Origin of the sequence: Burkholderia sp. SCN-KJ (assembly GCF_024656005.1) — a bacterium.
In the GTDB taxonomy this organism is placed as follows: domain Bacteria; phylum Pseudomonadota; class Gammaproteobacteria; order Burkholderiales; family Burkholderiaceae; genus Burkholderia.
This window is the reverse complement of sequence record NZ_JANKOG010000001.1, coordinates 532227-557775: the sequence shown is the minus strand read 5'-3', so window position 1 is coordinate 557775 and position 25549 is coordinate 532227. Positions and strand designations below refer to the sequence as shown.

General features: G+C 68.9%; 21 protein-coding genes. 6 read left to right on the top strand and 15 right to left on the bottom strand.

The genetic code is table 11. The features are described from left to right. Positions 1–97: 97 nt before the first annotated feature. On the bottom strand, positions 98–1018 hold the full coding sequence (locus NQV17_RS02560; RefSeq protein ID WP_257768511.1) for a LysR family transcriptional regulator: 921 nt from the start codon (positions 1016–1018) through the stop codon (positions 98–100). A gap of 80 nt (positions 1019–1098) precedes the next feature. Here NQV17_RS02560 and NQV17_RS02555 point away from each other — a divergent pair, with 80 nt between their 5' ends. After that, a complete protein-coding gene (locus tag NQV17_RS02555) occupies positions 1099–2022 on the top strand; it encodes a carbon-nitrogen hydrolase family protein (RefSeq protein ID WP_257768510.1) in 924 nt (307 codons plus the stop codon). A gap of 240 nt (positions 2023–2262) precedes the next feature. On the opposite strand, the gene NQV17_RS02550 is transcribed toward NQV17_RS02555, so the two are convergent. The 8 genes from NQV17_RS02550 to NQV17_RS02515 form a co-directional block, all read right to left on the bottom strand. Beyond that, positions 2263–2949 (bottom strand): YafY family protein, encoded by a 687-nt coding sequence (locus NQV17_RS02550; protein WP_257768509.1) that lies wholly within the window; start codon positions 2947–2949, stop codon positions 2263–2265. Between the two features lie 73 nt (positions 2950–3022). After that, positions 3023–3433: a VOC family protein gene (locus tag NQV17_RS02545; protein WP_257768508.1), complete on the bottom strand. Its 411-nt coding sequence runs from the start codon at positions 3431–3433 to the stop codon at positions 3023–3025. 279 nt (positions 3434–3712) lie between these two features. Next, positions 3713–5011: a class I SAM-dependent RNA methyltransferase gene (locus NQV17_RS02540; protein ID WP_257768507.1), complete on the bottom strand. Its 1299-nt coding sequence runs from the start codon at positions 5009–5011 to the stop codon at positions 3713–3715. Between the two features lie 165 nt (positions 5012–5176). Next, positions 5177–7300, bottom strand: a complete 2124-nt coding sequence (locus NQV17_RS02535) for a site-specific recombinase (protein ID WP_257768506.1) — start codon at positions 7298–7300, stop codon at positions 5177–5179. A gap of 506 nt (positions 7301–7806) precedes the next feature. Beyond that, positions 7807–8544, bottom strand: a complete 738-nt coding sequence (locus NQV17_RS02530; RefSeq protein WP_257768823.1) for a membrane integrity-associated transporter subunit PqiC — start codon at positions 8542–8544, stop codon at positions 7807–7809. Continuing rightward, positions 8544–10160 (bottom strand): intermembrane transport protein PqiB, encoded by a 1617-nt coding sequence (locus tag NQV17_RS02525; protein ID WP_257768504.1) that lies wholly within the window; start codon positions 10158–10160, stop codon positions 8544–8546. The genes NQV17_RS02530 and NQV17_RS02525 overlap by 1 nt, the downstream gene beginning before the upstream one ends. Continuing rightward, complete coding sequence (locus tag NQV17_RS02520) at positions 10153–10782, bottom strand: paraquat-inducible protein A (RefSeq protein WP_063548135.1); 630 nt, start codon at positions 10780–10782, stop codon at positions 10153–10155. Before NQV17_RS02520 ends, NQV17_RS02525 begins: the two co-directional genes overlap by 8 nt. After that, a complete protein-coding gene (locus NQV17_RS02515; RefSeq protein WP_124551333.1) occupies positions 10779–11444 on the bottom strand; it encodes a paraquat-inducible protein A in 666 nt (221 codons plus the stop codon). The genes NQV17_RS02520 and NQV17_RS02515 overlap by 4 nt, the downstream gene beginning before the upstream one ends. Before the next feature lie 258 nt (positions 11445–11702). Here NQV17_RS02515 and NQV17_RS02510 point away from each other — a divergent pair, with 258 nt between their 5' ends. The 4 genes from NQV17_RS02510 (at position 11703) to NQV17_RS02495 (ending at position 14932) form a co-directional block, all read left to right on the top strand. Continuing rightward, a complete protein-coding gene (locus tag NQV17_RS02510; protein WP_257768498.1) occupies positions 11703–12263 on the top strand; it encodes a cytochrome b in 561 nt (186 codons plus the stop codon). 8 nt (positions 12264–12271) lie between these two features. Then, on the top strand, positions 12272–12832 hold the full coding sequence (locus NQV17_RS02505) for a YceI family protein (RefSeq protein WP_257768496.1): 561 nt from the start codon (positions 12272–12274) through the stop codon (positions 12830–12832). 65 nt (positions 12833–12897) lie between these two features. After that, positions 12898–13479, top strand: coding sequence for a YceI family protein (locus tag NQV17_RS02500; protein WP_044844018.1), 582 nt, complete (start codon positions 12898–12900; stop codon positions 13477–13479). A gap of 175 nt (positions 13480–13654) precedes the next feature. Further along, positions 13655–14932, top strand: coding sequence for an MFS transporter (locus tag NQV17_RS02495; RefSeq protein ID WP_124487978.1), 1278 nt, complete (start codon positions 13655–13657; stop codon positions 14930–14932). A 109-nt stretch (positions 14933–15041) separates the two neighbouring features. Here NQV17_RS02495 and NQV17_RS02490 read toward each other — a convergent pair whose 3' ends face one another. The 6 genes from NQV17_RS02490 to queA all read right to left on the bottom strand — a co-directional run bounded on the left by NQV17_RS02490 (position 15042) and on the right by queA (position 22925). Further along, the gene (locus NQV17_RS02490; protein WP_257768492.1) at positions 15042–16619 is read right to left on the bottom strand and encodes a S41 family peptidase; all 1578 of its coding nucleotides are present in this window, start codon (positions 16617–16619) and stop codon (positions 15042–15044) included. A 160-nt stretch (positions 16620–16779) separates the two neighbouring features. Continuing rightward, the gene (secF, locus tag NQV17_RS02485) at positions 16780–17730 is read right to left on the bottom strand and encodes a protein translocase subunit SecF (RefSeq protein WP_044844020.1); all 951 of its coding nucleotides are present in this window, start codon (positions 17728–17730) and stop codon (positions 16780–16782) included. An 18-nt stretch (positions 17731–17748) separates the two neighbouring features. Next, positions 17749–19779, bottom strand: a complete 2031-nt coding sequence (secD, locus tag NQV17_RS02480) for a protein translocase subunit SecD (RefSeq protein ID WP_257768489.1) — start codon at positions 19777–19779, stop codon at positions 17749–17751. A gap of 106 nt (positions 19780–19885) precedes the next feature. Further along, on the bottom strand, positions 19886–20209 hold the full coding sequence (gene yajC / locus NQV17_RS02475) for a preprotein translocase subunit YajC (RefSeq protein ID WP_006401647.1): 324 nt from the start codon (positions 20207–20209) through the stop codon (positions 19886–19888). Positions 20210–20440: 231 nt separating this feature from the next. Then, positions 20441–21640 carry a tRNA guanosine(34) transglycosylase Tgt gene (gene tgt / locus NQV17_RS02470; RefSeq protein ID WP_044844022.1) on the bottom strand — a complete coding sequence of 400 codons (1200 nt, stop codon included), beginning with the start codon at positions 21638–21640 and terminating at the stop codon, positions 20441–20443. A 217-nt stretch (positions 21641–21857) separates the two neighbouring features. After that, positions 21858–22925, bottom strand: a complete 1068-nt coding sequence (gene queA, locus NQV17_RS02465; RefSeq protein ID WP_257768482.1) for a tRNA preQ1(34) S-adenosylmethionine ribosyltransferase-isomerase QueA — start codon at positions 22923–22925, stop codon at positions 21858–21860. 167 nt (positions 22926–23092) lie between these two features. On the opposite strand from queA, the gene recG reads away from it, so the two are divergent. Then, positions 23093–25432 carry an ATP-dependent DNA helicase RecG gene (gene recG / locus NQV17_RS02460; RefSeq protein ID WP_257768479.1) on the top strand — a complete coding sequence of 780 codons (2340 nt, stop codon included), beginning with the start codon at positions 23093–23095 and terminating at the stop codon, positions 25430–25432. The last annotated feature ends 117 nt before the right edge of the window (positions 25433–25549 follow it).

Here is a 25549-nt window from a genome sequence, read left to right as displayed (position 1 = left end):
CCGGTTGCGCCCGGACGCTGCCGGCCATTACGTTAGACGAATCCGACCCCGGTTGCTTTCGCCCTCGCCTCACCAGTGCACGCCGTATCGCGCCCTTTTATGGCGCGACGATCGTCGCGACGCAGGCGGCGATCGTGTCCCGCACGCGCACGATCGCCGGGTCGCGCTGCGTGCTCGTGCGCCAGCCGATTTCCACCGGGTAGCGCGGCAGCTCGACCGGGCACGCGAGCGCACGCAGCGACGTCGACTGCGCGATCGCGCGGGCCGCGTGCGCCGGGATCGTCGCCACCGCGTCGGAGCCGGCGAGCAGGTACGGCAGCGCCGCGAAATGCGTGGTGGAGGCCGCGACGCGCCGCTTGTGGCCGAGCGCGGCCAGCGCCTCGTCGACGATCCCGATCACGCCGCCCGACGACACGAGCAGGTGATCGCGCTGCAGGAAATCGGCGAGCGCGAGCGTGCGTGGCGCGCGCGCCCGGCCGGCCGGATCGATCAGGCAGGCGTAGCCGCCCGTCGCGACCGCGCGCCGGCTGAGCCCGTTCGCCGAGAACCCGCCCGACGCGATCGCGAGATCGACGCCGTGCCGCAGCAGCGCGTCGCCCGCGATGCCGCTGTGCGTCTGCCGGAAGATCAGCCGGATGCCCGCGGCTTCCCGCGCGACCGCGTCGATCAGCGCGCGGCCGAGCGCAATCTCGAAGTCGTCCGACAGCCCTATTGAAATCGTGCGGCCGACCCGCTCGCCGCCGTCGGCCGCGATCGCGAGGCTCGCGCGGCAGCGGTCGAGCGCGTCGGACAGGATCGGCTTCAGCTCGTCCGCGCGCGGCGTCGGCGCGAGCCCGCGGCCGGTGCGCACGAACAGCGGGTCGGCGTAGATCACGCGCAGCCGCGCGAGCGCCGCGCTGACGGCCGACTGAGTGAGGCCGAGCCGCAGCGCCGCGCGGCTCGCGCCGCCTTCCTCGTACAGCGCCTCGAACACCTTCAGCAGGTTCAGGTCGAGCCCGGCGATATCATCCGCATTCATGTCAGTTATCGTTGTATCGATTTGATCGATGAAATGATATCGATAAAGATGGCGTCACCCCATTCACCGGAGACGTCTTCATGTCCACCTCAGTCATCGCCGCGCTGCAGATCGGCGCATCGCCAGCCGGCACGCGCGCCACGCTCGACACGATCCTCGGCTACGAAACCGCGATCCGCGACAGCGGCGCGTCGCTCGTCGTGCTGCCCGAGGCCGTGCTCGGCGGCTATCCGAAAGGCGAGATCTTCGGCACGCGGCTCGGCTACCGGCTGCCCGAGGGCCGCGACGCGTATGCGCGCTACGCCGCGCAGGCGATCGACGTGCCGGGCCCCGAAACCGACGAACTGGCCGCGCTGTCGCAGCGCACGGGCGCGAGCCTCGTGGTCGGCGTGATCGAGCGCGGCGGCAGCACGCTGTACTGCACGGCACTGTTCTTCGATCCGCGCGACGGGCTCGTCGCGAAGCACCGCAAGCTGATGCCGACCGGCACCGAACGGCTGATCTGGGGGCAGGGCGACGGCTCGACGTTGCCGGTGGTCGACACGGCCGCGGGCCGCGCGGGCGCCGCGATCTGCTGGGAGAACCACATGCCGCTGCTGCGCTGCGCGATGTATGCGAAAGGCGTGCAGATCTGGTGCGCGCCGACCGTCGACGAGCGCGACCTGTGGCAAAGCTCGATGCGGCACATCGCGCACGAGGGACGCTGCTTCGTCGTGAGCGCCTGCCAGGTGCAGCCGTCGCCGCGCGCGCTCGGCATCGACGTGCCGGGCTGGGATCCGGAGCGGCCGCTGATCCGCGGCGGCAGCGTGATCGTCGGGCCGCTCGGCGACCTGCTGACCGAGCCGCTGATCGGCGAGGCCGGGCTCGTGACCGCGCGCATCGATACCGACGAACTCGTGCGCGCGCGTTACGACTTCGATGTGGTCGGGCACTATGCGCGCCCGGACGTGTTTTCGCTGCACGTCGACGAGCGGCCGAAGCGGTCGGTGGTGTTCGGCGAGTGACGGGTGCGACCGGGGCGCGGACGCCCCGGTGTGCGAATGGCGGCGGGGTGGCCTGACAGTCGGGCGGCCGGACAGACAGCCGGACAACCAGGTAGCCGAATAGCCGGACAGCCACGCAACCAAACAGCTGAACGCCCGAACGCCCGCCCGGCCGGGCAACCAGATAGCCGAACAGCCGAACAGCCGAACAGCCGAACCGCGGCGCGTCATTCAGCGGGCAGCGGCCCGAGCCTACCCGCCTCAGCGCATCGGCGCTTCCGCGATCCGCATGTAGTCGGCGATCCGCCGGCCTTCCATGTCCGGAAACTGCTCGTGCACGGAGATGTCGCCCATCCGCGCGATGTCGAAGGTGCGGAAGTCGTCGCGCAGCTCGCACCATGCGCCGATCGTCCAGCGTCCGCCCCAGTAGACGAGCCCGAGCGGCCACACGCGGCGCTTCGTGTGCGCGCCGAGCCGGTCGCGGTAGTCGAAGCTGACGATGTGATGCGTGTCGACCGCCTGGTGGATCGCGTCGACCTTCGCGCAGAACGTCTCGTCGATGTGGAACGACGGCGCGAACACCGGCAGGCGATCGAGCGCGGTGCGCTTGTCGGCCGGCATCGCCGACGCGATCTTCGCGAGCGCCGAACGCGCGCCGCCCGCGAAGCGCGCGCCGCCCCAGGTCTCGAGCATGCGCGCGCCGGCCGCGAGCGCCGCGAGCTCCTCGGCCGTGAACGTGAGCGGCGGCAGGCTGGCGTTGCGGTTCAGCCGGTAGCCGATGCCGGCTTCGCCTTCGATCGGCACGCCCGACAGCTGCAGGTCGCGCACGTCGCGATAGACCGTGCGCGGCGACACCGACAGCCAATCGGCGAGCTGTTGCGCGGTCGTGAGACGTCGCCCGCGCAGCAGCTCGGCGATCTGGAACAGGCGGTCGGCACGGCGCGTCATGGCTGCACCTCGACTCCAACGGCGACGGGAATCTCGCGATGATAGCGCCCCGCCGGCCGGAGCGTGGACGCGCTCAGTGGCATTTCGGCGCGTGCAGGCCGACGCGGTTGCCTTCGGTGTCGATCATGTAGCCGATGTAGCCGTAGTTATTCGGCAACTCGACGACCGAGCCCTGCACGACGCCGCCCGCGCGCTTCGCGCGTTCGAGTGCCGCGACGACCGACTCGCCGGCGTTCAGGTAGACGAGCACGCCGTTCGCGCTCGGCTTCATCTGCTGCGGATCGAACACGATGCTGCCGCCCGTGCTCGACGCTTCATGATCGAACATGGCCATCGGCACGCCGCCGATGACTTCGCGCTGCAGCGTCGTCTGCAGCACGGTTTCGTAGAAACGGATCGCCCGGTCGAAATCGAGGGACGGGATGTCGAACCACGCGATCGCGCGTTCCAGGGTTGCGGTGTCGGTTGCAGTTGCGGACGTCATGACGAGCTCCGTGTTGTTCGGGTTCTTGATGGAAACCAGCCTTGCATTGCGCCGGGATTGCAGTGTGACCGGGGGCTGCTGACAGCGTGCTGTCAGTAGTCGTGGCGACGCTGACAAATGACGCCGACAAATGGCGGCTTCGGTCGCGCAACGGCCGCGCGGAACCTCGGCGGCACGCGTGGCACCGCTCGCCTGGGTGCGGCGGAAAGAAAAATGCCCGGCCGATTGGCCGGGCATCGTCAGGGTGTCAGCAGGCGGCCGCAGCCGCCGCCTCGCGTATCAGGCGTCGCCTTCCGGCGTGGCCGGGCGTGCCTTCACGCTGCCGGCGATCAGGTCGAAGCGGAACAGCCGGCATTCGAGCGCGCCGTTGAACAGCGGCGTCTTCGCCGATTCGCGCAGGCGCAGCTGGCCCGGCAGCGAGCGGTCCGACGTCAGCAGGAACGCCTGCCAGCCGGTGAAGCGCTGCTTGAGCGCATCGCCGAGCGCGTTGAAGAACTCGCTGTCCGGCGCGTCGGTGTGCGTGCGGCGGAATGCATCGTCGTTGCCGCGGTTGCGGCCCGTCTCGCGTACCTCGCCGCGCGCGCTGCGGCCGCGCACCTCGATCCGCTCGCCGTACGGCGGGTTCGCGAGGATGATGCCCGGGCCGTCGCACGGCGGCGTCATGCCGCGTGCATCGACCTGCTTGAGCCACACCGACGGCACGCCGGCGCGTTCGAGGTTCGCGCGCGCCTTCTCGAGCATGTCGCCCGAGATGTCGCTGCCGTACACGCCGAGCGAATCGCGCTTGCCGCGCGCCGCGCGCTTCGCGTCGAGCGCCGCGACCTTCAGGCCCTGCCACGCGGTGATGTCGTACTGCTTGAGCTTCTCGAAGCCGAACCGGCGCTCGACGCCCGGCGCGACGCCGAGCGCGATCTGCGCGGCTTCCGCGAGGAACGTGCCGCTGCCGCACATCGGGTCGTACAGTGGCGTGCCGGGCGTCCAGCCCGTCAGGCGCAGGATGCCGGCCGCGAGGTTCTCGCGCAGCGGCGCCGCGCCCTTGTCGAGGCGCCAGCCGCGCTTGAACAGCGGCTCGCCCGACGTATCGAGGTACAGCGTGCACTCGGTGGCCGTCAGGAACGCGAACACGCGCACGTCCGGCGCGCCGGTGTCGATGCTCGGGCGCGAACCGGTCTTGTCGCGCATCCGGTCGCAGATCGCGTCCTTCACGCGCAGCGTCGCGAACTCGAGGCTCTTCAGCGGCGACTTGATCGCGGTGATGTCGACGCGCAGCGTCTGCGTCGACGCGAACCAGCGTTCCCACGGCTGCTCGAGCGCGAGCGCGTAGACGTCCTGTTCGTTGCGGTACGGGCGGTGCGCGATCTTCAGCAGGATCCGGCTCGCGATTCGCGAATGGAGGTTCGCGGCCATGCCGGCGGCCCAGCCGCCGCGGAAATGGACGCCGCCCGGCACCTGCGCGCCCGCGGTGAACGGCGCGCCGTCCAGATGGCGGCCGGCGATTTCGGCCAGCTCGGCGGCAAGCGCCGCTTCGAGGCCGCGCGGGCAGGGAGCGAAGAATTCGTACAGGGTGGGCGAGGACATAAGGCGGGTGAGGACGTGCAAAAGTCCACTATTGTACGCGGCGCGGGCGCCCGGGGCCGGCGTTGCGTCGGATTCGGGACGCCGGCGCGGGTCGGCCGGCCGTGACGGCGGCCCGCCGGGCCGCGCGGCGGCGGCCGCCCGGGCGGGCGCGCCGGCGTCGAACGCTCAGTGCGAGCCCGTCTGGCCGGCGCGCGCGGCCGTTCCGCCGGCCGGCCAGAACAGCGCGGACGGCTTCGCGAGCACCGTGCGGACGATCGCGCCGACCAGCGCGCGCACCTTGGTGCGGCGCAGGCTGCGCGAGCGCACGGCCATCGTGAACGCGAGCGCGAAGCTCACGAGCACGTTGAGGATCGCCATGCTCAGCACGCCGGCGCAGGCCCACCAGAGTTCGGGCGTGCTCAGCGCGCCCTTGCCGAGCACGCCGAGCGCGATCCCGATCGAGCCGGCCGACAGCGTCACGTGCCGCACCTCGAACGGGAACAGGAACACGGTGACGATCGCGGGGATCAGGCCGAGCATCAGGCCGAGGCCGACGTTGGCGACCACGCCCGCGACGTTCGACCGGCAGAAGTGCGCGAGTTTCGCGGCGCCCGCCGCGCCGAGCGTGAGCCGCAGCCGGCGGTTGTACGTGAGCGCGTCGCCGACCCGGTGCAGCACGAACCAGTTGTCGGCCCAGCCCGCGAGCAGGCTCGACGCCCACAGCAGCACGCCGGTGAGCGCCGCGTAGAACGGCGTCGGGCCCAGCAGCGAGAACGAATGCAGCGTCGCGTGCGCCTTTTCCGGCGAGATGAGGTTCGCGTGCAGCAGGTTGCCCGCGAACAGTTGAACGAGCAGACACACGGGCAGCACGACGAGCACGTTGCCGGAGATCGCCGCGGCCTGCGTGCGGATCAGCGCGATCACCGACGCGACGAACGCCTTCACGCCTTCCTCGTGACCGGTGTCGTCGAGTTCGCGCGCGAGCGTCGGCGCGGTCATCGCGGGCTGCTTGGTCGCGAGCGTGAAGTGCAGGAAGTGCATCAGCATGAAGCTCGCCGCGTAGTTGACGCCCGCGAGCAGCCCTTCGAGCATCGACTGCAGGTGCGCGCCCGTGATCGCGAACTTCACGCACACGGTCACGACGGTGACGAGCCCGCCGCCCGCGGCCATCCGCAGCATCTTCAGATACTCGGCGCGGCCGCGCGAGATGTAGTGCTCGCCGGTGTCCGCGTTGGTCTCGACGAGCTTGCGCGCGAACAGCGAGAAGTTGCTGCGCACGAGGTGCGACACGCTCTGGCTGTTCTGGTTCGCGTCGACGAGCTCGGCCGTCAGGCGCGCCATTCCGCGCAGGTCGTCGCGTGCCATCCACGCGTTGAGCAGCAGTTCCGCGCGCAGGATGCGCATGCGCATCCGTTCGACCTGGAACACGATGTCGACCGACACGCCGTTGCGGTACAGGTGCGCGAACACGTCGTCGACCGCGATCCGGCATTCGTCGAGCAGCACGCGCAGGTAATTCACCTCGTGCAGCAGCTTGCTCGGGTCGCCGCCGTCCTCGACGGCCGCGTGGGCGGTCTCGACCGCGAGCATCGCACGCGTGAGGCGGTAGAACGGCTGCGTTTCGAGCGGCTTGCGCGCGTCGTCGTCGGACAGGCGGCTGCGCACCGTCTGCGACAGGCCGGTCGAGCTGATCTGGCAGGTCAGGTTGTGCAGCGCGGCCAGCAGGTCGCGCGAGAACGAGCCGGGCTCGTGGCGTTCTTCGTCGGTGACGTCGAACGAGATCAGCTCGGCGAGGCGGGCGAGCAGGTCGTCGGGCAGCGCGTCGATCCATTGCGCGTCTTCCGGCGTCGGGAACATCAGCGTGAACAGCGCCGTCAGCTCGCGGCGGTTCGGCGCCGGCGGGATCAGCGACGAGTCGATGCGCTCGAACAGCGCGCCGAAGAAACCGGAATGCACGGGCATCCCCGCGTCGCACAGCAGCGAGATGCCGTCGCATTCGCGCAGGATCCCGCGCAGGATGCGCGCCGCGTGCGATTTCCACGCCGGATTGCGGTCGAGCACGTGGAACAGGTAGCGCAGCCGCGCGTGCGCCGGATACGCGCGTGCGTCGGCATCGCGTGCGGCCGGCGTGTCGTGCGCGGCCTGCATCGCGCCGTTGCGGCGCAGCCAGTGCGCGAGTTCGATCAGCCATTCGCTGCGCTCGGCGTACGGCGCGTCCGCGTCGGCATGCGCGAGCAGCGCATCGAGCTGGTGGCCCGCATTGCGCGACGCGCGCCACTTCTTGATCAGGGTCGTCAGGGAACGAAACATAAACGGAATAGCGATAGCCCTGGACGGGCGGGTTCGGGATGCCGGCGGGAACACACGGCGCGGCGCCGGCGAGAACGGTGAAGCTGGTCGGGATGCCGGACGATGCGCGGCGACCCGCGATGCGGCTGCCCCGATGCGGTGCACGCGGACACGCGTGCGAGCCCCGGCAGACGCGGCGGCCGGACCGGACACAACGGGCGGATCGCCGCCGGCTGGCGCGCGCGACAGGCGGCACGCGCCGGAAAGTGCGTAGGATCGTCAATCGGGCGCGAAAACGCAAGCCGACCGCATTGCATGGCGCCGGTTCCGGCGGATTTTGACAAACACTGCAAAGCGGCCGTCCGGCCGATGGATGCCGTGCTGCGTCGGCCGTGGCGACGAGGGCGGCGGGTTCGCGTGCGCGGCGGCGCGCGCACGCGGATCGATGCCGACGAGGACTATCGGGCGGCGCGTGCCGAATGCGGTCGCAGGCGCGCAGGCATCGGACGCCGGCCCGCGCGCCGCGCTTACGCGCCGGACTTGCCGCTCGCGCCCGCGTCGTCGCCGGGCGTCGGATTGGCCGGGCAGGGCATGACGGGCGCGGCGACCGCTGCCTTGCCGGACGCGGTCGTCGACGGGGTCGAGGCAGCCGTCGAGCCGCGCCGCGCGGCGAGCGCGCGCACGCCGGACGCGGCCTGCGATGCAATCACGTCGAGCGCGCGCCGGTGACCGGCGACGAGCGCGTCGTAGCCGTCGGCGACCGGTTCCGCGACGCTCGTGCGGCAGGTCATCAGCGCCTGCGTGCCGACCGCGCGCACGCTCCACACCGCATCGATCGCCGCACGCTTGCCGGGCCACGACTCGAAGCGCTGCACGTTCACGCTGATCCGATAGACGGGCACGCCGGCCGGATACGCGGAATTCGCGACGTCGATCGTGCCGAGCTGTGCGGCGAGGTCGTCGGACAGCGCGCGGCGGATTTCGTCAGCGGGCGGCGCGGCCCAGCGTTCCTGCTCGAGTACGTCGACCTGCGCGGCGTTCTTCTGCACGACGAGCTGGTTCTTCGCGACCTGTTCGGGCACGCCGACGGACGGCACCTCGATCAGGAACGGCGGGTTGGCGGGCGCGGTGCGCACGGGTGCCGCGGCGTCAGCGGGGCTCAGCGTATAGAACCGCGCGGGCGGCGAGCTGCACGCGGCGAGCGCGAGTGCGGCGAACACTGCCGCCGCGCCGCTCGCGAGGACGTTCACGCGTGTCGTCGTCATCATCGATCTCCTGATTTGCCCTTGAGCAGCGATTCGGGATGGCGCTCCAGATAGTCGGCGAGCGCGTTCAGCGATTGCAGCGTGCGCGTGAGCTCCTTCAGCGCGCCGCGTACGTCGGACTGCAGTGGCGAATCCTGCTGCAGCGTCACCTCGGCGGTCGAGAAGGTCTGCCGCGCGGCCGACAGCGTGTCGCGCGCTTCCGGCGCGACCTGCGTGTCGAGCTGCTTGAACAGCTTGTCGGCATTCGACAGCGCGCTGTTCAGGTTCGCGCCGATCTGGTCGAACGGCACCTTGTCGAGCTTCTTCGCGATGTCGGCGACCTGCAGCTGCAGTTCGTCGAGCGTGTTCGGCACGGTCGGCAGCTCGAGCGGCTGGCGCGCTGTGTCGATCTTCACGGCCGGCGCCTTCGGGAAGAAGTCGAGCGCGACGTACAGCTGGCTCGTCAGCAGGTTGCCGGTGCGCAGCTGGCCGCGCAGCCCGTGCTGGACCAGGCGCTCGACGATCTCGCGGCGGGCCGGTTCGCCCTTGCTTTCGATCGTTTCGCGGAAGCGCGGTCCGAGCCGCTCCGGATACACGTTCATCGTCACCGGCATCAGGAAGTTCTTGGTCTTCGGATCGAAGTCGATGCCGATGTTCGTGACTTCGCCGAGCACGATGCCGCGGAAGTCGACCGGCGCGCCGACCGCGAGCCCGCGCAGCGACTGGTTGAAGTTCATCACGACCTGCAGCGGCTGGCCGTCCGGATCGCGCATCGCGTCGGCCTCGTCGGAGCCGAGGCGGAAGGTCGTGTTGTTCGGCGCCGTCGCGCCGCTGTCCTGGTTCGGCGGCGTCTGGAACGCGATGCCGCCGAGGATCACCGTCGCGAGCGACTGCGTGTTCAGCTTCAGGCCGCTCGAATCGAGCCGCAGGTCGACGCCGCTCGCCTGCCACCAGCGCGAGTTCACGCCGACGTACTGGTTGTACGGCGCATTGACGAACACGTTGAACGTGACGCCGGTGCCGTCCTTGTCGAGCGAGAAGCCGACCACCTGGCCGACCTGCACGCGGCGGTAGTAGACGGGCGAGCCGATGTCGATCGAGCCGAGCGAATCGCCGCGCAGCACGTACTGCGTGCCCTTCTGGTCGCCGGTCACGGGCGGCGGCGTCTCGAGGCCAGTGAAGTCGGTCTGCGTGTCCTGCCCGTGGCCGGCATCGACGCCGATGTACGCGCCCGACAGCAGCGTGCCGAGCCCCGACACGCCGGTCGCGCCGATGCGCGGACGCACGATCCAGAAGCGCGAGCCCTTGATCGCGAAGTCCTCGGCTTCCTTCTTCAGCTGCACCTGCACCAGCACGCGCGACAGGTCTTTCGACAGCTTGATCGTCTTGACCATGCCGATCTCGACGTCCTTGTACCTGACCTGCGTCTTGCCCGGCTCGAGGCCTTCCGCGCTGTGGAAGCTGATCGAGATTTCCGGGCCGCGCTCGCGCACGGACTTGATCACGAGGCCGATGCCGATCAGCGCGGCGATCAGCGGCACGAGCCAGACGAGCGACGGCAGCCAGCCGCTTTTCGTCGAGATCGCGGGATCGGGCGGCCGGGACGCATCGTGCTGCGGGCCTTGCGGACTATTCATGGTGTTTCCCTGAGGTTTCGACTGGATCCCAGATCAGGCGGGGATCGAACTGCATCGACGCGAGCATCGTCAGGATCACGACCGAGCCGAACGCGAGCGCGCCGGGGCCGGCCGTGATGACGGCGAGCGAACGGAAATGGACGAGCGCGACGGTGAGCGTCACGACGAAGATGTCGAGCATCGACCAGCGGCCGATCCGCTCGACGATCCGGAACAGGCGCGTGCGCTGCAGCGGCCGCCACGTGGCGCGCCGCTGCGCGCTGGTGACGAGGATCGTCAGCACGCCGAGCTTGAGCATCGGCACGAGGATGCTGGCGACGAACACGACGACCGCGAGCGGCCAGTCGCCGGACGTCCAGAAATAGATGACGCCGCTCATGATCGTGTCTTCCTGCGAGCCGACGATCGACGACGTGTGCAGGATCGGCAGCAGGTTCGCCGGAATATAGAGGATCGCGGCCGCGATCAGCAGCGCCCAGGTACGCATGATGCTGTTCGGCTTGCGGATGTGCAGCGTGCTGCCGCAGCGCGCGCAATGCGCGTGCGGATGGTCGATCGTCTGCACGAGCCCGCATGCGTGGCAGCTGGCATAGCCCTCGCGGGCGGCGGTCGGCGTCGTCATCGGCGGGGGGCTTCCGGTCGCGGCGGGGTGTTGTCGGGCCGAACGGGCGAGCGCCCGGCGCGCAGGTCGTCGGCCATGTCCCACAGCGTGCGCGGATCGAACATCAGCACGACGGCGGTCATCAGCGTGAGTGCGGCGAACGCGAACAGCGCCGCGTCGGGCACGACGCGCGCGAGGCTCACCATCTTCACGATCGTCACGAGGATCCCGAGCATGAACACCTCGATCATCCCCCACGGCCGCACGAACTGGATCATGCGCAGCACGAAGTTCAGGCCGGGCGGCACGACGCCACGCCGGATCGGCAGCAGCACGTAAAGCAGCGCGGCCATCTCGACGAGCGGGAACAGCACGGTCGAACAGAACACCATCACGCCGACGATCTCCATGTCCTGGTGCCACAGCGCGTCGATCGCGCCGATCAGCGTCGTCTGCACGCGCGTGCCGTTCAGGTCCATTTCGAGGATCGGGAACCCCTGCGCGATGATGAACGTGACGAGCGCCGCGACCGCCAGCGCGCTGATTCGCTCGATCTGCGTGGTGCTGTCGCGATAGAGCAGCGCGTCGCACCGCGGGCAGCGTGCGATTTCGCGGCGCGCGAGGTGCGGTTTATGCAACAGTGCATCGCATTCGTGGCAGGCAATCAGGTCGTGTCGTTGCATGGGAAAAGCGGTTGTGCGACGGGCGGGGGACGCGTCGACGGGGCCGGAACCCGCGCCAATCTTACCAAAACGGCTTTTTCGGCGTGTCAACGCCGGGTTGCCGCGTGACCGGTCGGTAACATGGCGTGAACATGGCAGCCGGCTGGCGCGCCTGTCCTCGGAGTCCGCGCGTGACAAAAGGTTGCGGTAGCATGGCGCCCTTGACAAGCGTCGGACGAATGGGCCGGCGCAGCCGTTCGCTCAACTGAGGAATCCAAGATGGCATCGAAATCGCCGCCGGCCGGGCCGGTACGCTACGCGCACACCGCGATCGCGCTGCACTGGCTGATCGCGCTGCTGATCGTCTGCGCTTTCGCACTCGGCTGGGTCATGACCGACATCCCCGGCTTCACGCCGACGAAGCTGAAGTACTTCTCGTGGCACAAGTGGATCGGCGTGACGGTGTTCGCACTGGCCGTCGTGCGCGTGCTGTGGCGCGCGACCCATGTGCCGCCGCCGCTGCCGGGCGACACGCCGGCGTGGCAGCGCGCGGTGTCGCACGGCGTGCACATGCTGCTGTACGTGCTGATGATCGTGATCCCGGTCACGGGCTACCTGTACAGCTCGGCGTCGAACATCCCGGTCGTCTACCTCGGCATCGTGCCGCTGCCGCGCCTGATCGATCCCGATCCGGTGCTGAAGGAAACCTTCAAGACGCTGCACGTGTCCTTGAATTACATTCTGCTTTCGCTCGTCGCGATGCACGTGCTCGCGGCGCTCAAGCACCAGTTGTTGGACCGCGACGGCCTGCTGTCGCGGATGCTTCCCTCTGCCAAATGAAGGATCCCATGAAAGTGTCTTTCTCCCGCTCCATGCTGACCGCGTTCGCCGCGGTGTCACTTGTCGCGTCGGCCGCGGCGCATGCCGACGTCGATCTCTCGAAGAGCAAGGTGTCCGCCGTGTCGAAGCAGATGAACGTGCCGACCGAAGGCGCATTCAAGAAGTTCGCCGCGCAGGTGAAGTTCGACCCCGCGAAGGCGGCGCAGGGCAGCGCGCAAATGTCGATCGACATCGCGAGCTTCGACCTCGGCGACAAGATGTACAACGAGCAGGTCACGGGCAAGGACTGGTTCGACGCGAAGGCGTATCCGCAGGCGACCTTCGCGTCGTCGGCGATCGCGCCGGCCGGCGGCAACAAGTACAACGTGACCGGCAAGCTGACGATCAAGGGCAAGTCCGAGACCGTCACCGTGCCCGTCACGGTTACGCAGAGCGGCGCGACGCAGACCTTCGACGGCGTGCTGCCGATCAAGCGCTCGGCATTCAACGTCGGCACCGGCGAGTGGAAGGACACGTCGATCGTCGCCGACGAAGTGCAGATCAAGTTCCATCTCGTCGCCACGAAGTAAGCGGCGGGCTGTCGCATCACCCGAATGCCGCGCGAGGGCGCGGCGCTGTTCCAAGGAGAAAACATTTGAAAAAGCATCTGATCATCGCCGCGGGCGCGCTGGCCGCCTCGCTGTCGTTCTCGGCATTCGCCGACAGCGCGACGTACCAGTTCGACCCGAGCCACACGTACCCGAGCTTCGAGGCCGACCACTTCGGCGGCCTGTCGGTCTGGCGCGGCAAGTTCGACAAGTCGAGCGGCAGCGTGACGCTCGACCGCGCGGCGAAGACCGGCACGGTCGACGTGACGACCGACGTCGCGTCGATCCAGACGGGCAGCGCGAAGCTCGACGAGCACCTGCAGACGGCCGAGTTCTTCGACGTCTCCAAGTTCCCGCAGGCGAACTACAAGGGCACCATCAAGTTCGACGGCGACAAGCCGGTGTCGGTGGTCGGCAACCTGACGCTGCACGGCGTCACGAAGCCGCTCACGCTGAAGATCGATTCGTTCAAGTGCATGCCGCATCCGATGCTCAAGCGTGAAGTGTGCGGCGTCGACGCGGTCGGCGAATTCAGCCGCGACGATTTCGGCCTCGACTACGGCAAGCAGTACGGCTTCAAGATGAAGACGAAGCTGCTGATCACGGCCGAAGCCGTCAAGCAGCAGTAACGCGCCCGGCCGGGCCAGCCGCCGCGTCACGCTTGCCGGCCCGTCGCGTGCCCGCCGCCGCGCTCCCGTTGTTCGGGGGCGCGGCGGTTTTTTTGCGCGCCTATAATCGTGCGCACAGCTCGCGGCGCGAGAACGGACGCGTCGGACAGAACGTACAACGACAAGGAGATCGCCGATGCACGCCGTCACGCAGTCCAGCTCCATTGCTTCGTCGTCGCGCGTATGGCGCGCGGTGGTCGCCGCGTCGATCGGCAACGCGCTCGAGTGGTTCGACCTCGTCGTCTACGGCTTCTTCGCGGTGACGATCTCGAAGCTGTTCTTTCCGGCCGGCAACGACACCGTGTCGCTGCTGCTCACGCTCGGCACGTTCGGCGTGTCGTTCTTCATGCGCCCGCTCGGCGCGATCGTGCTCGGTGCGTACGCCGACCGCGCGGGCCGCAAGGCCGCGCTCACGCTGTCGATCCTGCTGATGATGGCCGGCACGCTGGTCATCGCGGTACTGCCGACCTACCGGACGATCGGCGTCGCGGCGCCGCTGATCCTCGTCGCCGCGCGATTGATGCAGGGCTTTTCGGCCGGCGGCGAATTCGGCAGCGCGACCGCGTTCCTGGCCGAGCATGTGCCCGGGCGGCGCGGTTTCTTCGCGAGCTGGCAGGTCGCGAGCCAGGGGCTCACGACGCTGCTCGCGGCGGGTTTCGGCACCGTGCTGAACGCGCAGCTCACGGCCGAGCAGATGGCCGCGTGGGGCTGGCGCATCCCGTTCTTTTTCGGACTGCTGCTCGGGCCCGTCGCGTACTACATCCGCTCGAAGGTCGACGAGACGCCCGAGTTCCTCGCGGCGGAAAGCACCGCGAGCCCGCTGCGCGACACGTTCGCGTCGCACAAGGCGCGGCTCGTCGCCGCGATGGGCGTGGTGGTGCTCGGCACCGTCGCGACCTATCTCGTGCTGTTCATGCCGACCTACGGCGTGAAGCAGCTCGGCCTCGCGCCGTCGGCCGCGTTCGCGGCGATCCTCGTCGTCGGCGTGATCCAGATGGCGTTCGCGCCGCTCGTCGGCCACTGGTCGGATCGTTACGGCCGCGTGCGCGTGATGCTCGCGCCGGCCGTCGGCATTCTCGTGCTGATCTATCCGGCGTTCGCGTATCTCGTCGCGCATCCGGGCTTCGGCACGCTGATCGCGCTGCAGGTGCTGCTTGCGTTTTTGATGACCGGCTATTTCGCGGCGCTGCCGGGGCTGCTGTCCGAAGTGTTTCCGGTGCAGACGCGCACGACCGGGATGTCGCTCGCGTATAACGTCGCGGTGACGATCTTCGGCGGCTTCGGGCCGTTCATCATCGCGTGGCTGATCCGCGCGACCGGGATGAAGACCGCGCCGAGCTTCTACCTGATGTTCGCGGCCGTGCTGAGCCTCGCGGCGCTGGTGGTGTTGCGGCGGCGGTTCGGGTTCCGGTGAGGTCGCGGCGACGCGGGCGGTGCGTCAGCCGCTTTCCGAGGGTGCGGTGGTTTTGTCGTGCCTGATGACCGGACCGGATTGAGCCGGGGCCTGCAATCGTATCGGCAGGTTAGCCTTCCGGCTCGCACGTCGGCTTCGCCGGCATCAACGATGGTTTCGCCTCGACCGTCGCGATCGCACGCTGCGCGAGCGCATTCAGCGCTTGCTGAAGCTGCCAGTCACTTGCCGTGCCGAACTCGCGCTGCGGCAGCGCCGCGCTCTTCGCCGTATCGATCTTCGCGCGCACGCGGGCTTCGCGCAGCGCCTGCCGCGCCTTGCGGACCTGCGCGAACGGATCGGGTGCGACCCGGTCCGCATACGGCGCGCGGGCGAGATCGACTTCGCGGTACCACAGCAGCACGCCGTCGACGTCCGAGTCGCGGCGCGGCGGCACGAGCCAGTCCGGCACGACACCGTAGCCGTCCATCGGGCAGCCGTTCGGCCGCAGGTTGCGCGCGAACGTGAAAGCGAGGCGCGTGCCGTCGGTCAGGTCGACGCCGGTCTGCGCGAGTCCCTTTCCGTAGGTCGGCATCCCGAGCAGCCGCGCGCGGCCGAGATCCTTCAGTGCCGCTGCCGTCGCTTCGGCGGCCGACGCGCTCTGTCCGTCGACGAGCACCACGAGCGGCACGGTGCGCCACCAGTCGTCGGCCTGCAGCGGCGCGAGCGGATCCTGGCCGCGCATGACCGGCAGTTCGTAGTCGGGCCAGTTGGTCGTGAAGCGGCGGCGCTTCGTGCCGTCGCGCTCGAGCGTGATCATCGCGGTACGGTCGCGCCCGGCGAACAGCGCGGTGATGCCGATCGCCGCATTCAGCGCGCCGCCGCCGTTGATGCGCAGGTCGAGGATCACGCCTTTCACCGGCGGCCCCGCGCGGCGCGCGGCCTGCACCGCGTCGATATAGCTGCCGACCGCGGGCTCCGGAAAGCTCGACAGCCGCGTGTACAGGATGTCGCCGGCGAGCCGCTTCGTCGTCGCCGGGTGTGGCCGGACGATCGCGCGGACCGGCGCGAAGGTCAGCGTCGCATGGTTCGGACCGCGCCGGACCGTGAGCTTGAGCGGCACGCCCGCGTCGCCCTTCGCGAGTTTCACGACCTCGCTGCTGTCGATGCCGACGACGCTCCGGTCGTTCATCGCGACGACGAGATCGTCGGGCCGCACGCCGGCCTGTTCGGCGGGCGCGTCGGGGATGACGTCGAGGATGTGCAGCCCGTCGAGCCGTGTCTCGAACACGATGCCGATGCCCGGCGTGCCGTCGCGCGCGCGGCGCTCGTCGTCGCGCCGTTCCTGCTCCTCCTTCGCGTTGAAGAAGCGCGCGTGCGGCAGCGTCTTGATCCCCTCGTGCACGGTGGCGTCGAGCAGCGCGCCGATGTCGACGTCGGTCAGGTGCTGCTTCTTCAGCACGTCGACCGCGGCCTTCAGTTCGCAGAGCTGCGGTTCCCAGTCGGGCGGGCAGGGTGACGGTTGCGACGCGGCGGCAGCAGCGGCCGTTGCGGCCGATGCGGCCGCGGATGGGGCCGCAGGCGGGACGGCAGGCGGCGCGGACGCGGATTGCGCGCGGGCGGCCGATGCGCATGCAACGAACGCAGCCGCGGCGGCTGCACCGGTACTCCAGGCGACGATGCGATGAACGACACGCGTGGCTGGCATCATGAGGACCGCGGCTTCGGCGAGTGGCAGGGCGGGACGGTGACGCGATTGTAGCCGACGGTCCGTGCAGTCGCGGCGGCGGAGGAGGGCGGCGGCTCGCCCATGAAAAAAGGCCGGTCCACGAGGGACCGGCCTTCCGGTATCAGCCGAAGCGATACGGCGCTTAAACCTGCGCGCCCGCGTTCGGATCGTCCGGATCGTGCGCGGTCTTCTTTTCCTTGATCAGGTCTTCGCGCTTGATGCCGAGCCACATCGCGAGCGAGCCCGCGACGAACACCGACGAGTAGATGCCGAACATGATGCCGACCGTCAGCGCGAGCGCGAAGTAGTGCAGCGTCGGGCCGCCGAAGAAGAACATCGACAGCACCATCATTTCCGTCGACGTGTGCGTGATGATCGTCCGCGACATCGTGGTCGTGATCGCGTGGTTGATCACTTCCTGCACGCTCATCTTGCGTTCGCGGCGGAACGTTTCGCGGATTCGGTCGAAGATGACGACCGACTCGTTGACCGAGTAGCCGAGCACCGCGAGGATCGCCGCGAGCACCGCCAGCGAGAACTCCCACTGGAAGAACGCGAAGAAGCCGAGAATGATCACGACGTCGTGCAGGTTCGCGATGATACCGGCGACCGCGTACTTCCATTCGAAACGGATCGACAGGTAGATCACGATGCCGATCACCACGCACGCGAGCGCGAGGAGACCGTCGGTCGCAAGCTCGCGGCCGACCTGCGGGCCGACGAACTCGACGCGCTGCAGCGTCACGTCGGGGCTTTGCGCCTTCAACGCGGTCATCACCTGGTCGCTCTGCTGCGCGGACGTCAGGCCTTCCTTCAGCTGCAGGCGGATCAGCACGTTGCGCGAGGTGCCGAAGTTCTGCACCTGCGCATCGGCATAGCCGAGCTTGCCGAGCGTGTCGCGCACGGGTTCGAGCTGCGCGGCCTGCTGGTACTGGACCTCGATCACCGTGCCGCCGGTGAATTCGACGGACAGGTGCAGCCCGCGGTGGAACAGGAAGAACACGGCGGCGAGGAACGTGACCAGCGAGATCACGTTGAACACCAGCGCGTGCCGCATGAACGGAATGTCTTTACGGATGCGGAAAAATTCCATGGCTTCGTCTCCGGGGCCTTATTGGGTCGAGCCCGGTTTCTTCGGCGACACGCCTGGCTGCGCGCGGTTGCGCAGCTGCGGCTTGCCGGCGCGCGGTGCGTCGCCCTTCGCGGGAGCGGCGAGCTTCGCGGCGCGCGCGGTGTCGGTCGATTCGTCGGCCGCGCCGAACGCTGCGCCTGCGGCACCGGCCGTGGCGCCTTCCGGCTTCCACACCTGGCCGATCGCGAGCGACTTCAGCTTCTTGCGGCCGCCGTACCAGAGGTTGACGATCCCGCGCGAGAAGAACACCGCGGAGAACATCGACGTCAGGATGCCGAGGCAGTGCACGATCGCGAATGCGCGAACCGGGCCCGAGCCGAACGCGAGCAGCGCGAGGCCGGCGATCAGCGTCGTGACGTTCGAGTCGAGAATCGTCGCCCACGCATGCGCGTAACCGGCCTGGATCGCGAGCTGCGGCGGCTGGCCGGCGCGCAGTTCTTCACGCACGCGCTCGTTGATCAGCACGTTCGAGTCGATCGCCATGCCGAGCGCGAGTGCGATGGCGGCGATACCGGGCAGCGTCAGCGTCGCCTGCATCAGCGACAGCACCGCGACGAGCAGCAGCAGGTTCACCGACAGGCCGATCACCGAGATCACGCCGAACAGCATGTAGTACGCGATCATGAACACGGCGATCGCGCAGAAGCCCCAGATCACCGAGTGGACGCCCATCTTGATGTTGTCCGCGCCGAGGCTCGGGCCGATCGTGCGTTCCTCGATGATGTCCATCGGTGCGGCGAGCGAACCGGCGCGCAGCAGCAGCGCGAGGTCGGCCGCCGCCTGCGGCGTCGGCTGGCCCGTGATCTGGAAGCGGTCGCCGAGTTCGGACTGGATCGTCGCGACCGTCAGCACCTCGCCCTTGCCCTTCTCGAACAGCACCATCGCCATCGGCTTGCCGATGTTCTCGCGCGACACCGCGCGCACCGAGCGGCCGCCCGCCGAGTCGAGGCGGATGTTGACCGACGGACGCTGGTGTTCGTCGAAGCCGGCCGACGCGTCGATGATGCGGTCGCCCGTGAAGATCACGTCCTTCTTCAGCAGCACGGGCGCCTGGTTGCCCTGCGTGAACAGCTCCTCGCCCGGCGGCACGGGGTCGTTCGGGTTCGGGTGCGTGTTGAGCGGATCGGCGAGGCGCGCCTCGAGCGTCGCAGTGCGGCCGATGATGTCCTTCGCCTTCGCGGTGTCCTGCACGCCCGGCAGTTCGACGACGATACGGTCGCTGCCCTGCTGCTGCAGGATCGGCTCGGACACGCCGAGCTCGTTCACGCGGTTGTGGAGCGTGGTCAGGTTCTGCTTGAGCGCGGCGTCCTCGACGGCCTTCTGCACGGCCGGCGTGAACGTGCCGACGACTTGCGTGCCGCCGCCGCCGGGCTGGGTCGCCCATTGCAGTTCGGTGACCGACGCGGCGAGCACCTTGCGGGCGTCTTCGGCCGTTTGCGCGTCGCTGAAGTTGACGACGACGGACTGGTCGACGCGGCTCACGCCGCCGTCGCGGATGTTCTTGTCACGCAGCAGCGCACGGGCGTCGGACGCGTCGGAGTCGAGCTTCTTCGTGAGCGCGCCCGTCATGTCGACCTGGAGCAGGAAATGCACGCCGCCGCGCAGGTCGAGGCCGAGATACATCGGCAGGGCATGCAGCGCGGTCAGCCAGCGCGGCGACGCGCTCTGCAGGTTCAGTGCGACGACGTACTGCGGATCGTTCGGGTCGGTGTTCAGCGATTTCTGCAGCAGGTCCTTGACGCGCAGCTGCGTATCGGTGTCCTTCAGGCGCACGCGGATGTTCGCGTTGGACGCCGTGTTCTCGAAGGTGACGTCGTCCGGCGTGATCTGCGCGGACGCGAGCGCGGATTCGACCTGGGTCAGCGTGGTCGAGTCGAGCTTGACCGTGGCCTTGCCGCTCGACACCTGCACCGCCGGCGCTTCACCGAAGAAGTTGGGCAATGTGTACAGAAGGCCGATGGCGAGCGCCACGACCATCACGACATATTTCCAGAGTGGATAACGATTCATGAGGGGGCCGAACGGGTGGTTGGCGTGAAAGCGTCGCGTCCGGCGCCGCGGCGGCCCGCGCTGTCAGGCGGGCACGGCGCGGGGAGCCGGACGCTCGGTGAAAACCTTACAGCGACTTGATCGTGCCCTTCGGCAGAATGGTCGTGACCGCAGCCTTCTGCACGGTGATTTCGGTGCCTTCGGCGATTTCGACGCCGATGTAGCCTTCGGAGACTTTCGTCACCTTGCCGACGAGGCCGCCGCTCGTGACGACTTCGTCGCCCTTCGCCATGGCCGCGAGCATGTTGCGGTGTTCCTTCTGGCGCTTCATCTGCGGACGGATCATGATGAAGTACAGCACCGCGAACATCAGGATGAGCGGCAGGAAGCTCATCAGGCTCGATTCGGCGCCACCGGCGCCTTGCGCGAAGGCATTGGAAATGAACGGCACGTTGGTCTCTCCGTAGGGGAAGATCGAAAAATAAGCCGGTTATTCTACCACCGGCCCCATGCGCGAACGGCTCGGCAAATGCGCTTTCGGATCAAGCTGTTAAGCGTGAAACGACACCGTTGCGACTCGTTTGGAAAGGCAATTGTAATGTTTGGCGGTCGCGACCGGCGCCCAGAACGCGTTATTTAGTACACGTTCTATGTGACGGGCGCGCTGCGGGCCGCCGGCCCGTCAGTCGACCCCTCTCGCGCGATCCTCCGCGAAGCGCTGGCGGAATGCGTCGAACGTATGGGTCTCGATCGCGTCGCGGATCTCGCTCATCAGCTGCAGGTAGTAGTGCAGGTTGTGGATCGTGTTGAGCTGCGCGCCGAGGATTTCGCCGACGCGGTGCAGGTGATGCAGGTAGCCGCGCGAGAAGTTCTGGCACGTGTAGCACGTGCAGCTCGCGTCGAGCGGCTTCAGCGAGTTCTTGTGCGTCGCGTTGCGGATCTTCACGTCGCCGAAGCGCGTGAAGAGCCAGCCGTTGCGCGCGTTGCGGGTCGGCATTACGCAGTCGAACATGTCGATGCCGTTCGCGACGCCTTCGACCAGGTCCTCCGGCGTGCCGACCCCCATCAGGTAGTGCGGCTTGTGCGCCGGCAGCTTCGGGCCGACGTGCCGCAGCACCCGCATCATGTCTTCCTTCGGCTCGCCGACCGACAGCCCGCCGATCGCGAGGCCGTGGAAGCCGAGCTCCGACAGGCCCGCGAGCGATTCGTCGCGCAGGTCCTCGAACATCCCGCCCTGGACGATCCCGAAGAGGGCGTTCGGGTTGCCGAGCCGGTCGAACTCGTCGAGCGAGCGCTTCGCCCAGCGCAGCGACATGCGCATCGACTCGGCCGCTTCCTTGTGCGTGGTCGGCACGCCGTTGGTCGCGTACGGCGTGCACTCGTCGAACTGCATCACGATGTCCGAGTTCAGCACCTTCTGGATCTGCATCGACACTTCCGGCGACAGGAACAGCTTGTCGCCGTTGATCGGCGACGCGAACGTCACGCCGTCCTCGGTGATCTTGCGCAGGTCGCCGAGCGAGAACACCTGGAAGCCGCCCGAGTCGGTCAGGATCGGCTTGTTCCAGCCCATGAAGCCGTGCAGGCCGCCGTGCGCGTCGATCGTGTCTAGGCCGGGGCGCAGCCACAGGTGGAACGTGTTGCCGAGGATGATCTGGGCCTTGATCTCGTGCAGCTCGCGCGGCTGGATCGCCTTCACGGTGCCGTACGTGCCGACCGGCATGAAGATCGGCGTCTCGACCACGCCATGGTTGAGCTTCACGCGGCCGCGGCGCGCATGGCCGTCGGTCGTCAGCAGTTCGAATTCGAGCCCGTTCGCGGGGCGGTCCTGCACGGGGGCGTGCGGATGAGCGTGCGTATCGTGGGATGAACCTTCGGTCATCGCGTCATTCTCCTTGCCACCGGAAAACAGTCCGGCGCACGTTGGAAACGCCGCCGGGCAACCGGCGGCGGGGAAAAGCGGGTGCGCGCCATCGTAGCGCGTACCGCAGCAAAACGGGGGCGACAGCGCGGGGACAACGGCGCGACGGCGCGAAGCGCAGCGGCCGCAGCGCGGTCGCGCGCCGGCGCGGGCCGGCGTGTCTTCGCACCTGCCGCGCTTACGCGCGCGGCGCCTCCGGCGTGTCGCGCCGCGTGAGCAGCATCGCGTCGCCGTAGCTGAAGAAGCGGTAGCGTGCGTCGATCGCGTGCCGGTACGCGGCGCGGATCGTCTCGACGCCCGCGAACGCCGACACCAGCATCAGCAGTGTCGACTTCGGCAGGTGGAAGTTCGTGACGAGCCGGTCGACGATCCGGAAAGCGTAGCCGGGCGTGATGAAGATGTCGGTCTCGGCCTGCGTCGCCGCGAGCGGGCGGCCGGCTTCGTCGGCGCTGCGCGCCGCGGCTTCGAGCGCGCGCATCGAGGTCGTGCCGACCGCGATCACGTTGCCGCCGCGCGCGCGGGTCGCGGCGATCTTGTCGACGAGCGACTGCGGCAGGTCGTACCACTCGCTGTGCATCTTGTGCTCGGCGAGGTTCTCGACGCGCACCGGCTGGAACGTGCCGGCGCCCACGTGCAGCGTCAGCGTCGCGCGCTCGACACCCATCGCGTCGAGCTTCTCGAGCAGCGGCTGGTCGAAATGGAGCCCGGCCGTGGGCGCGGCGACCGCGCCCGGATTGCTCGCGTAGACGGTCTGGTAGCGCGTTTCGTCGGTCGCGTCCGGATCGTGCTCGATATAGGGCGGCAGCGGGAGGCGGCCGAACTGCTCGATCAGGTTGAGGCACGGCTCGGGGAAGATCAGCGTGAAGAACGGCTCGACGCGCTCGCCGACGGTCACGTCGAACGCGTCGGCGAGGCGCAGCGTCGTGCCGGCGCCCGGCGACTTGCTCGCGCGGATCTGCGCGAGCGCGGTGTGCGTGCCGGTCACGCGCTCGATCAGTACCTCGATCTTGCCGCCGCTGGCCTTCTGGCCGAAGAAGCGTGCCTTCAGGACCTTGGTATCGTTGAACACGAGCAGGTCGCCGGGCGCGATGCACGACGGCAGCTCGGCGAAGCGGCGGTCGACGAGGCGCGCGGGCTCGACGGTGCCGTCGACCTCGAGCAGGCGGCTCGCGGTACGGTCGGGCAGCGCGGTTTGCGCAATCAGCTCGGGAGGCAGATTGAAATCGAAATCGGAAAGCGTGAACATGCGGGCTGGTTCGAAACGGCCGGCGGGCGCCGCCGACAGGGCGGAAACGCATGAATGGGGCGCGCGAGCCGCTATGATGGCGGGATGCGCGGCCTGGCCGGCGTCGTTCGTTCGGACGACGTGAAAGCCGCTATTGTACTTGCCTTGCGAAGCACCCAGACGATCCGATGCCTGTGTCACCACGCCGTTCCACCGCCGCCGTTGCCGATTCCGCCGATCCGTTCGACGCGGACGATGCCGCGTTGCCCGCGCGCAGCGCGGGGGAGCACGAGCCGCCGCGCAGTATCGCGCCGCGCCGCACGGGCCCGAAGCGCGGTGCCGACGGCCGGCTCGCGCAGCCGGCCGCGGCCGCGCCCGACGCCGAACCGGGCGCGGGCAGCGACGAGGCGGGCGTAGCGGGACCCACCGGTGCGAAACGCAAGAAGAAGCCGGCCGCCGACAAACCCGTGAAGACCGTCGACAAGCTCGCGAAGCTCGGCCTCACGCGCTCGATCGATCTCGTGCTGCATCTGCCGATGCGCTACGAGGACGAAACCACGCTCACGCCGATCGGCGAACTGCTGCCGGGCGGCATCGCGCAGACCGAAGGCGTCGTGTTCGACAACGAGGTCGCGTACCGGCCGCGTCGGCAGCTCGTCGTGAAGATCCAGGACGACGACGGCGAGCAGCTCGTGCTGCGCTTCCTCAATTTCTACGGCTCGCAGGTCAAGCAGATGGCCGTCGGCCAGCGGCTGCGCGTGCGCGGCGACGTGCGCGGCGGCTTCTTCGGGATGGAGATGGTGCATCCGGCCGTGCGCGTCGTCGAGGCCGATGCGCCGCTGCCGCAGGTGCTCACGCCCGTCTATCCGAGCACGGCCGGCGTGTCGCAGGCGTATCTGCGCAAGGCGATCGAGAACGCGGTCGAGCGCACGCCGCTGCCCGAGCTGCTGCCGCCCGAGATCGAGCGCGACTACCTGAAGCCGCTCGGCGTGCCGACGCTCGCGCAGGCCGTGCGCATCCTGCACCACCCGGCCATCGATTCCGACGAAGCCGCGCTGATGGACGGCTCGCATCCGGCGTGGACCCGCATCAAGTTCGAGGAGCTGCTCGCGCAGCAACTGTCGCTCAAGCGTGCGCACGAGGAGCGCCGCACGCGCGCGGCGCCCGCGATGCCGCGCCGCGCCGCGACCGATGCCGATGCGCTGACCACGCGTCTCTACGCGGCGCTGCCGTTCACGCTGACGGGCGCGCAGTCGCGCGTCGTCGACGAGATCGCGCACGACCTCACGCTCGCGCACCCGATGCAGCGGCTGCTGCAGGGCGACGTCGGCAGCGGCAAGACGGTCGTCGCGGCGCTGGCGGCCGCGCAGGCGATCGACGCCAGCTACCAGGCCGCGCTGATGGCGCCGACCGAAATCCTCGCGGAGCAGCATGCGCGCAAGCTGCGCGCGTGGCTCGAACCGCTCGGCGTCACGGTCGCATGGCTCGCGGGCAGCCTGAAGGCGAAGGACAAGCGCGCGGCGATCGAGGCCGCGGCGCTCGGCACCGCGCAGCTCGTGATCGGCACGCACGCGATCATCCAGGACACCGTCGAATTCGCGCGGCTCGGCCTCGTGATCGTCGACGAGCAGCACCGCTTCGGCGTCGAGCAGCGTCTCGCGCTGCGCGCGAAGGCCGCGAACGCGGCCAACGGCGCGCGCGATTTCCAGCCGCACCAGCTGATGATGTCGGCCACGCCGATCCCGCGCACGCTCGCGATGACGTATTACGCGGACCTCGAGGTGTCGACGATCGACGAGCTGCCGCCGGGCCGCACGCCGGTGCTGACGCGCCTCGTCGGCGACGCGCGGCGCGAGGAGGTGATCGCCCGCGTGCGCGAGGCCGCGCTGACCGGCCGCCAGGTGTACTGGGTGTGTCCGCTGATCGAGGAGAGCGAGACGCTGCAGCTGCAGACGGCCGTCGAAACCTATGAAACGCTGGCCGCGGCGCTGCCCGAGCTGAAGGTCGGGCTCGTGCACGGGCGCTTGTCGCCGGCCGACAAGGCGGCCGTGATGGAGGCCTTCACGCGCAACGACGTGCAGCTGCTCGTCGCGACCACCGTGATCGAAGTCGGCGTCGACGTGCCGAATGCCTCGCTGATGGTGATCGAGCACGCGGAGCGCTTCGGCCTCGCGCAGCTGCACCAGCTGCGCGGCCGCGTCGGGCGCGGCACCGCGGCGTCGGTGTGCGTGCTGCTGTACACGGGCCCGCTGTCGCTCACCGGCCGCGAGCGGCTGAAGACGATGCGCGAGACGACCGACGGCTTCGAGATCGCGCGGCGCGACCTCGAGATCCGCGGCCCCGGCGAATTCCTCGGCGCGCGCCAGTCCGGCGCGGCGATGCTGCGCTTCGCGAACCTCGAGACCGACGGCTGGCTGATCGACCCGGCCCGCGACGCGGCGGCGCGGCTGATCGCCGCGTATCCCGACGTGGTCACGCAGCATCTCGCCCGCTGGCTCGGCGCGCGCGAGCAATATCTGAAGGCCTGATTCGCGCATTCAGGGTCGGATTTAAAACCGCCATTCAGCGCTGATTCGGCGCGTTGCGATACAGAGAAACTTGGCGAACCGGTGCCAACGGGTGTATAAATTAAACCTATCGCCTGT

Coding starts and splice junctions, on each gene's coding strand:
- NQV17_RS02560 (WP_257768511.1), bottom strand. CDS start 1,018: ATGAATGCGGATGATATCGCCGGGCTCGACCTGAACCTGCTGAAGGTG.
- NQV17_RS02555 (WP_257768510.1), top strand. CDS start 1,099: ATGTCCACCTCAGTCATCGCCGCGCTGCAGATCGGCGCATCGCCAGCC.
- NQV17_RS02550 (WP_257768509.1), bottom strand. CDS start 2,949: ATGACGCGCCGTGCCGACCGCCTGTTCCAGATCGCCGAGCTGCTGCGC.
- NQV17_RS02545 (WP_257768508.1), bottom strand. CDS start 3,433: ATGACGTCCGCAACTGCAACCGACACCGCAACCCTGGAACGCGCGATC.
- NQV17_RS02540 (WP_257768507.1), bottom strand. CDS start 5,011: ATGTCCTCGCCCACCCTGTACGAATTCTTCGCTCCCTGCCCGCGCGGC.
- NQV17_RS02535 (WP_257768506.1), bottom strand. CDS start 7,300: ATGTTTCGTTCCCTGACGACCCTGATCAAGAAGTGGCGCGCGTCGCGC.
- NQV17_RS02530 (WP_257768823.1), bottom strand. CDS start 8,544: ATGACGACGACACGCGTGAACGTCCTCGCGAGCGGCGCGGCGGCAGTG.
- NQV17_RS02525 (WP_257768504.1), bottom strand. CDS start 10,160: ATGAATAGTCCGCAAGGCCCGCAGCACGATGCGTCCCGGCCGCCCGAT.
- NQV17_RS02520 (WP_063548135.1), bottom strand. CDS start 10,782: ATGACGACGCCGACCGCCGCCCGCGAGGGCTATGCCAGCTGCCACGCA.
- NQV17_RS02515 (WP_124551333.1), bottom strand. CDS start 11,444: ATGCAACGACACGACCTGATTGCCTGCCACGAATGCGATGCACTGTTG.
- NQV17_RS02510 (WP_257768498.1), top strand. CDS start 11,703: ATGGCATCGAAATCGCCGCCGGCCGGGCCGGTACGCTACGCGCACACC.
- NQV17_RS02505 (WP_257768496.1), top strand. CDS start 12,272: ATGAAAGTGTCTTTCTCCCGCTCCATGCTGACCGCGTTCGCCGCGGTG.
- NQV17_RS02495 (WP_124487978.1), top strand. CDS start 13,655: ATGCACGCCGTCACGCAGTCCAGCTCCATTGCTTCGTCGTCGCGCGTA.
- NQV17_RS02490 (WP_257768492.1), bottom strand. CDS start 16,619: ATGATGCCAGCCACGCGTGTCGTTCATCGCATCGTCGCCTGGAGTACC.
- secF (WP_044844020.1), bottom strand. CDS start 17,730: ATGGAATTTTTCCGCATCCGTAAAGACATTCCGTTCATGCGGCACGCG.
- secD (WP_257768489.1), bottom strand. CDS start 19,779: ATGAATCGTTATCCACTCTGGAAATATGTCGTGATGGTCGTGGCGCTC.
- tgt (WP_044844022.1), bottom strand. CDS start 21,640: ATGACCGAAGGTTCATCCCACGATACGCACGCTCATCCGCACGCCCCC.
- queA (WP_257768482.1), bottom strand. CDS start 22,925: ATGTTCACGCTTTCCGATTTCGATTTCAATCTGCCTCCCGAGCTGATT.
- recG (WP_257768479.1), top strand. CDS start 23,093: ATGCCTGTGTCACCACGCCGTTCCACCGCCGCCGTTGCCGATTCCGCC.